Raw genomic sequence first — 6,921 nt, 5'->3', positions numbered from 1 at the left:
GAAGTGGATCCAGAAGGGCGGCGGCTACTACAGCGAGTGCAACACGCGCCTCAAGTCCTAGGCAACATTGCGGTCGGTCGGGCGTGGAGCCCGACCGACCTTCGGACTTTAGATGTAAGCGTAGGCCGCGCCGACGACACCGAGAACGCCGAGCGCGATGGCCGAATAATACGGCCAGCGATGCTTGCGGATGATGATCGCGATCGTCGCCACCGCGATGGAAATATGGAGCAGGGTGGTCGCCACGGTCAGGATGTGATGGCGACGCTCATGGGTCTCGCTGTCGTGTAGCTTGGCCTCGACGTCGTGTTCGAGCTCCTCGCCCTTGACCTTGAGCTCCTTGCCGTCGTCCTCGTTATGTTTGGACTGGGCCTTGAAGCCGTCGGCGACCGGGCCTGGCGCCGCCGAGGCGGCCGCGATGTCGTACATATTCTTCTTGATGCTCTTGGCCTGGAAGAAATTCCAGTTGTCGGTCGTCTTGTTCTGAATGCGAACGGCTTCGTTCTTGTCGCCGATCGAGGCTGCGGTCTCGATCGTTTCGAGTGAGCCGACGGTGGCTGCGGCGACCGCCAGGATCGCGATCGTGATCGAGACTTTCATGAGGAAGCGCTCGCCGGAGGCGGCGACATGCTCCGCGTGTTCGGCGTGTTCAAAGAATTCAGTCGGTGATTCGCTCATGTAAGCCCCCGCTCGAGAAAAGCGGCGTCTTTGTTGCATCCCCTCCGTGTCTCGGCAACGACTCTGTGGTCGATGGACCCGCGTGCCGATTTCCACGAATAGACACGCTTCGGGTGCGCACCTATAACCAGCCGCACCGACCGATCGTGGTTACACCTTCAGACGATGGCCCCCTCATGCAGGCTCCCAATTCCGCAGCTGATCTGAAGGACTCGAAGATCCAGCGCCAGACGATGGTGGATTGCCAGATCCGGACTTTCGAAGTGACGGATCAACTGGTGATCGACCAGTTTCTCGCGGTACCACGCGAGCGGTTTCTGCCGGATGACGTTCGCGGCCTCGCCTATTCCGATATTGGCCTGACGATTTCGACAGGATCCGACAAAAAGCGTTATCTCCTGCCGCCGCTTATCCTTGCGCGCCTGATTCAAGGCGGACGTGTCGGACCGGGCGACCGGATTCTCGATGTCGCAAGCGGCAGTGGCTATTCGGCAGCCATCCTTGCCGGCCTGGGATCGTCTGTGCTGGCGCTCGAAGCCGACTCCACGTTGCGCCATGACCTCAAGATGAGGCTTGGCGCGTTCGGTCTCGACCGGGTGCGTACTATCGACGGGCCGCTTCAGGATGGCGCCGAGTCGGACGGCCCCTTTGATGTTATTCTCGTGAACGGCGCCATCGAGACGGGCCTCGACGCCTTGTTCGGCCAACTCGCCGAGGGCGGCCGGCTGTTGACGATCCAGCGCTTCCCGAACGACCCGACCGGTCGTGCCGCGAAGGCGATGCGCTTCGAGAAGAGCGGTGGTCAGGTCAGCGGACGCATTCTGTTCGATGCCTCGGCGCCTTTGCTCGAAGCCTTCAAGAAAGAAGCCGCTTTCCAGTTCTAGGACCCTGCGCGAGCCACAGGCGCGTGGTGCCGATCATGCCGCCTGCGTCGCCTTGGTGAGGTCGCGCCTTCGTCAGCGATTCCGGCAGCGTCTTCGGGACGGCAGCCTCGCGTCGGGCAAGGATCGCCCGCTTCGATTTTTGCATAAGCCACGAAGACACATCGTAAATTTGCCGTGAACGGTTGTCGCATTTTTGCGCCACTCGGGCCTTTTTCACGATGTCCGAATTTTTCCGCTTCCGAATCCCTTATGGTGGCCTGCGAACGGCGTGTGACAATGACGCTGTCTAGGTGTGGCGTTCAGGCTCCCGACAGGGAGCGTAGAGGCATATGAATGGTTTGGTCTCGTAGCAGACGAGTGGAAGCGATGCGCTTCGTGGCGGCGATGCGGCCGGCATTCGCAGGTTTCCCGATTGTTGCGGCTGCGGGGATGCTGGTCGTCCCTGCCGTCGGGCACGCCGAGACAATTTCGAGCGCGCTGTCCCGGGCTTACATGGGCAATCCTGATCTCAACCAGCAGCGTGCTGCCGGACGAGCCTCCGACGAAGGCGTTTCGCGCGCGGTTTCCGGATATCGGCCGCAGGTGTCCGCGACGGCCTCGCTTGGCTACAATTATGTCAATGAGAAGCTCGCCGGCGTGAATGCCAACGGCAGTGCGTTTCCGACGGCCGCAGGCCTAACCGTCACGCAGAACCTATTCAACGGCAATCAGACGACCAATGGCGTCCGCCAAGCGGAATCGACCGTTCTCCAGGCACGCGAAAACATCCGCAATACAGAACAGAATACGCTGCAGAACGGCGCCACCGCCTACATGAACGTGTTGCGCGACACGGCCATCCTCGATCTCAACAAGAACAACATCACCGTTCTCGAGGAGCAGCTGCGCCAGACCCGCGACCGGTTCAACGTCGGCGAAGTCACGCGCACCGATGTCGCCCAGGCCGAGTCGAGCCTGGCCACCGCGCGGTCCAACTATTTTACGGCGCAAGCCAACTTGCAGAACAGCGTCGCCAACTTCCGACAGATCATCGGCGTCGAGCCGAAACGCCTGGAAGCGGCACGGCCGATCGATGCCCTGCTGCCGTCGAACCTGCAGTCGGCGATCACCGTTGCCCTGTCGGAGCATCCGGCGATCCAGGCGGCGTTTCACAACGTCGACGTGGCGCAGTTGCAGGTCCAGGTGCAGGAAGGCCAGCTCTATCCGACGGTCAATGTCGTCGGCAACGTCCAGCAGAACAATCAGTACCAGGGTTTTCCCGGCAACCGGCTGTTCAACGGCAGCGTTATGGGTCAGCTTTCGGTCCCGATCTACACCGGTGGCGCCGCCTATGCGCAGATTCGCCAGGCCAAGGAACTGCTGTCGCAGGCACGCCTTCAGGCCGACCTGCAGCGCGACATGATCCGCGCCACCGTCGTGTCTAGCTGGGGCCAGTTGGAGACCGCCAAGGCCGTCATTCGCTCCTCGCAGGCGGCGGTGAAGTCGTCGGAGATCGCGCTCGATGGCGTCCGCGAAGAGGCCAAGGTCGGGCAGCGCACGACCCTCGACGTCCTGATCGCGCAGCAGACGCTGCTCAACGCCCGCGTCAATCTCGTCTCGGCGCAGCGCGATCGCGTTGTGGCGAGCTACGTCGTCATGGCCGCGAGTGGACGCCTTTCGGCTTCGAATCTTGCGCTCACTGTCGTGCAGTACGACCCGACGATCCACTACGATCAGGTCAAGGACAAGTGGATCGGCCTGCGCACGCCGGATGGCCGTTAACCACGTCTGCAGTCCGTCGACTGCTGGTTAAGACTTCCACAACACTTGTCTGGATCGCGCCTTGCGGAGCGATGGCCACGCGCCCTAGATTGCCTGGACGAAAGCGAGATCGGCAAGCGTGCCGGTCCCGCCTTGACGATTGGCCGCCGCGTCAGGCCGTCGTCAGTCCCAGAGTTTAAGGAAAGCGTCAGAGGCCATGAACGCAGCCGAAACACTCCAGCAGACATCAGCGGCGGCCGATCAGCGGGCCTACGAGCCGTCGATGGAGGAAATCCTTGCCTCCATCCGTAGAATTATCGCCGACGATCAGTCCCTGCCTAACCGCACCTTCGTCCGCGACGGCGAGGCAGCCCTCCGTGCCGCCTTGGACAATCCCGAGGCGCCGTCACTGACCGAGGCCGCGCCTCACGTGCCGACGCCGGTCGAAGCTGAGCCCGCGTCGCCGGTCGCCGAGATGCCAAAAATTATCCCCACGATCGACGAAGAACGGCCGGCGGCGTTGCCGCAAACGCCGCGCCTGGTTTCGGCGGCCTCGCTAGGCCATATCGCGGCTCCGCAATACGCCATGCCTGACACTCCGGTTCGCGCGGGCCCCGTCCATCGCGAAGACAGCGGCTTCGTGCCCAGCGCTCCGAAAGTCGAGGTGCTGCCGGCAGAGCCGGTCGAGGCGCCGCACGTTGAAGTCTCGCGGGCAGCGCCCCGGCGCGATGAAACGGTCGCCGCCGAGGCGCCTGCCGAGACCGATGCGACGCCTCACCCTGCACGCAGGCAGCGTGAAGTCGAGGCGATAACCCCGGAACCCGAGACCGACGCGATGTCCAGCCTGTTCTCCACCGCGACCGATCAGACCGTGACCGCCGCGTTCAACACGCTGGCGGCGAGCCGGCTCGTCGAAAACGACGATGCCTTGAAGGATATGGTCCGCGACATGATCCGGCCCCTGCTGAAGAGCTGGCTCGACGACAACCTGCCAACCATGGTCGAGCGGCTGGTACGTGCGGAAATCGAACGCGTGGGACGCGGAGGCCGTTAGGCCGAGCCATCTTACGGCCGCCTTGAATCGTCCCGGGCGCCCCGCGTTGACTTCGCGAGGCGCCTGCTTCTTTTAGCGGCGCAGATGCGCTTGTCGGCCCGACGCGGCCGCAGGATTGCGCGACCACGCCGTCTCTCGCTGAAGAACCAAATCATGGACAAGACATTCGATCCCGCTACCGCCGAGGGGAAAATCGCGCGGCGTTGGGACGAAGCCGAGGCTTTCAAGGCCGGCCGCCCCGAGCGGGCAGGGGCGGAGCCCTATACGATCGTCATTCCGCCGCCGAACGTCACCGGCGTGCTGCACATGGGCCACGCGCTCAACAACACGCTGCAGGACATCCTCTGCCGCTTCGAACGGATGCGCGGGCGCGACGTGCTGTGGCAGCCCGGTACCGATCACGCCGGCATCGCCACCCAGATGGTGGTGGAGCGCCAGCTCGCCGAGCGCGGCGAGCCGAATCGCCGCGCCATGGGCCGCGCCAAGTTTCTCGAGCGGGTCTGGGATTGGAAAGCGGAGTCGGGTGGTGCCATCGTCGAGCAACTGCGTCGCCTCGGCGCCTCCTGCGACTGGTCGCGCGAACGCTTCACGATGGACGAGGGGCTGTCGCGCGCCGTCGTCAAGGTTTTCGTCGCGCTGCACAAGCAGGGCCTGATCTACAAGGACAAGCGTCTCGTCAACTGGGACCCGAAGCTGCTCACCGCGGTCTCCGACATCGAGGTCGTGCAAGTCGAGACCAAGGGCCACCTCTGGCACTTCCGCTATCCCGTGGTCGACGACCAGGGGCAGCCGACCGGCGAGACGATCGTCGTCGCGACGACGCGGCCCGAGACGATACTCGGTGACGCCGCCGTCGCCGTGCATCCGGACGACGAGCGCTACACCCATCTTCAGGGCAAGCGCGTGCGCTTGCCGCTGGTCGGTCGTCTCATTCCCATCGTCGCCGACACCTATTCGGATCCGGAAAAGGGGACGGGCGCGGTGAAGATTACGCCGGCGCACGACTTCAACGACTTCGAAGTTGGGCGGCGGCATGATCTGCCGCTGATCAACATTCTGGATGCCGAGGCGCGGCTCCTGCTGCAGGGCAACGAAGCTTTTGTCGCCGGCCTGAGCGACTCCACCGAGGCCGTCGCCACGGTGTTACACTTCCACGGCCTGTCGCGTGAAGAGGCGCGCAAGCGCATCGTCGAACTGATGGACGAAATGGGCCTTTTGGAACGCGTCGAGCCGCATGGTCACGCCGTGCCGCATGGCGACCGCTCCGGCGTCGTCATCGAGCCCTGGCTCACCGATCAATGGTACGTCGACGCCAAGACCATGGCCGCGCCGGCACTCGCCGCCGTGCGCGACGGTCGTACCCGCTTCGTCCCGAAGAATTGGGAAAAAACCTACTTCGATTGGCTCGACAACATTCAGCCCTGGTGTATCTCGCGCCAGTTGTGGTGGGGGCATCAGATCCCGGCCTGGTACGGACCGGATGGTCGGGTCTTCGTCGAGGCGAGCGAAGCGGAGGCGCTGACGGCGGCGGGTGCGCACTATGGCAAGAAGGTCGACCTCGTCCGCGATGAGGACGTGCTCGACACCTGGTTCTCTTCCGCGCTCTGGCCGTTCTCGACGCTGGGCTGGCCGGACAACGAAGCCGACGTCGCGCGCTATTATCCGACCACCGTCCTCGTCACCGGCTTTGATATCATCTTCTTCTGGGTTGCCAGGATGATGATGATGGGTCTGCACTTTCTCGGCGAAGTGCCGTTCCGCGATGTCTACATGCATGCCCTGGTGCGCGACGCCAAGGGCGCCAAGATGTCGAAGTCGAAGGGCAACGTCATCGATCCGCTTGCCCTGGTCGACGAGTTCGGCGCGGATGCTTTGCGCTTCACGCTCGCCGCGATGGCGGCGCAGGGCCGCGACATCAAGCTCGCCACCTCGCGCGTCGAGGGCTACCGCAACTTCGCGACCAAGCTTTGGAACGCCGCCCGCTTCGCCGAGATGAACGGCTGCGTCCGCTCGGCCGGCTTCGATCCGCGCGCCACGACGGTGTCGCTCAACACCTGGATTCTCGGCGAGGCCGCGAAGGCACAGGCGGAGGTGACCACAGCGCTCGAAGGCTATCGCTTCAATGACGCGGCCAATGCGGCCTATCGCTTCGTCTGGAACATCTTCTGCGACTGGTATCTCGAGCTTGCCAAGCCCGTGCTGCAGGCTGAGGTGCCGACCACCGGCAAGGCGGAGACCCAGGCAACCACCGCCTTCGTCCTGGACGAAATCGTCAAGCTGCTCCACCCGTTCATGCCCTTCATCACCGAGGAGCTTTGGGCGATCAAGGGCGAGCAAGGCCCGGCGCGGGACGGCGTGCTGGCGCTTGCCACCTGGAGCGATCTGTCCGGCTTCGAGAATCCCGCGGCCGAGGCCGAGATCGGCTGGGTCGTCGATCTCATCTCCGAGGTGCGATCGGTGCGTTCCGAAATGAACGTGCCGGCCGGTGCGCAGATCCCGCTGGTGCTGATTTCCGAGCAACAGGGGGAAACCGCCGAGCGGAAGGCCCAGTGGGAGGCGACGATC

Annotated in this window: 5 protein-coding genes; 4 read left to right on the top strand and 1 reads right to left on the bottom strand. The window is 63.8% G+C overall.

What is annotated here, in order from left to right; translation table 11 throughout:
- Window positions 1–108: 108 nt before the first annotated feature.
- Window positions 109–678, bottom strand: a complete 570-nt coding sequence (locus GSQ79_RS00925; protein WP_158806862.1) for a DUF4337 family protein — start codon at window positions 676–678, stop codon at window positions 109–111.
- A 176-nt stretch (window positions 679–854) separates the two neighbouring features.
- On the opposite strand from GSQ79_RS00925, the gene GSQ79_RS00920 reads away from it, so the two are divergent.
- The 4 genes from GSQ79_RS00920 to GSQ79_RS00905 all read left to right on the top strand — a co-directional run.
- A complete protein-coding gene (locus tag GSQ79_RS00920) occupies window positions 855–1,562 on the top strand; it encodes a protein-L-isoaspartate O-methyltransferase (RefSeq protein ID WP_158806861.1) in 708 nt (235 codons plus the stop codon).
- A gap of 366 nt (window positions 1,563–1,928) precedes the next feature.
- On the top strand, window positions 1,929–3,323 hold the full coding sequence (locus tag GSQ79_RS00915) for a TolC family outer membrane protein (protein WP_174243145.1): 1,395 nt from the start codon (window positions 1,929–1,931) through the stop codon (window positions 3,321–3,323).
- Between the two features lie 139 nt (window positions 3,324–3,462).
- On the top strand, window positions 3,463–4,356 hold the full coding sequence (locus GSQ79_RS00910) for a PopZ family protein (protein WP_158806859.1): 894 nt from the start codon (window positions 3,463–3,465) through the stop codon (window positions 4,354–4,356).
- A 153-nt stretch (window positions 4,357–4,509) separates the two neighbouring features.
- On the top strand, window positions 4,510–6,921 hold a 2,412-nt coding region (locus GSQ79_RS00905), incomplete at its 3' end, for a valine--tRNA ligase (protein WP_174243144.1).

Source organism: Beijerinckia sp. L45, from assembly GCF_009765775.1.
Classification (GTDB): domain Bacteria; phylum Pseudomonadota; class Alphaproteobacteria; order Rhizobiales; family Beijerinckiaceae; genus RH-AL1.
The sequence above is the reverse complement of the archived record's forward strand: the minus strand, read 5'-3'. Positions and strand labels throughout refer to the sequence as shown.

What these genes read in the sequence shown, in the direction of transcription:
- GSQ79_RS00915 (WP_174243145.1), top strand. Translation starts at nt 1,929, where the DNA reads ATGCGCTTCGTGGCGGCGATGCGGCCGGCATTCGCAGGTTTCCCGATT.
- GSQ79_RS00920 (WP_158806861.1), top strand. Translation starts at nt 855, where the DNA reads ATGCAGGCTCCCAATTCCGCAGCTGATCTGAAGGACTCGAAGATCCAG.
- GSQ79_RS00925 (WP_158806862.1), bottom strand. Translation starts at nt 678, where the DNA reads ATGAGCGAATCACCGACTGAATTCTTTGAACACGCCGAACACGCGGAG.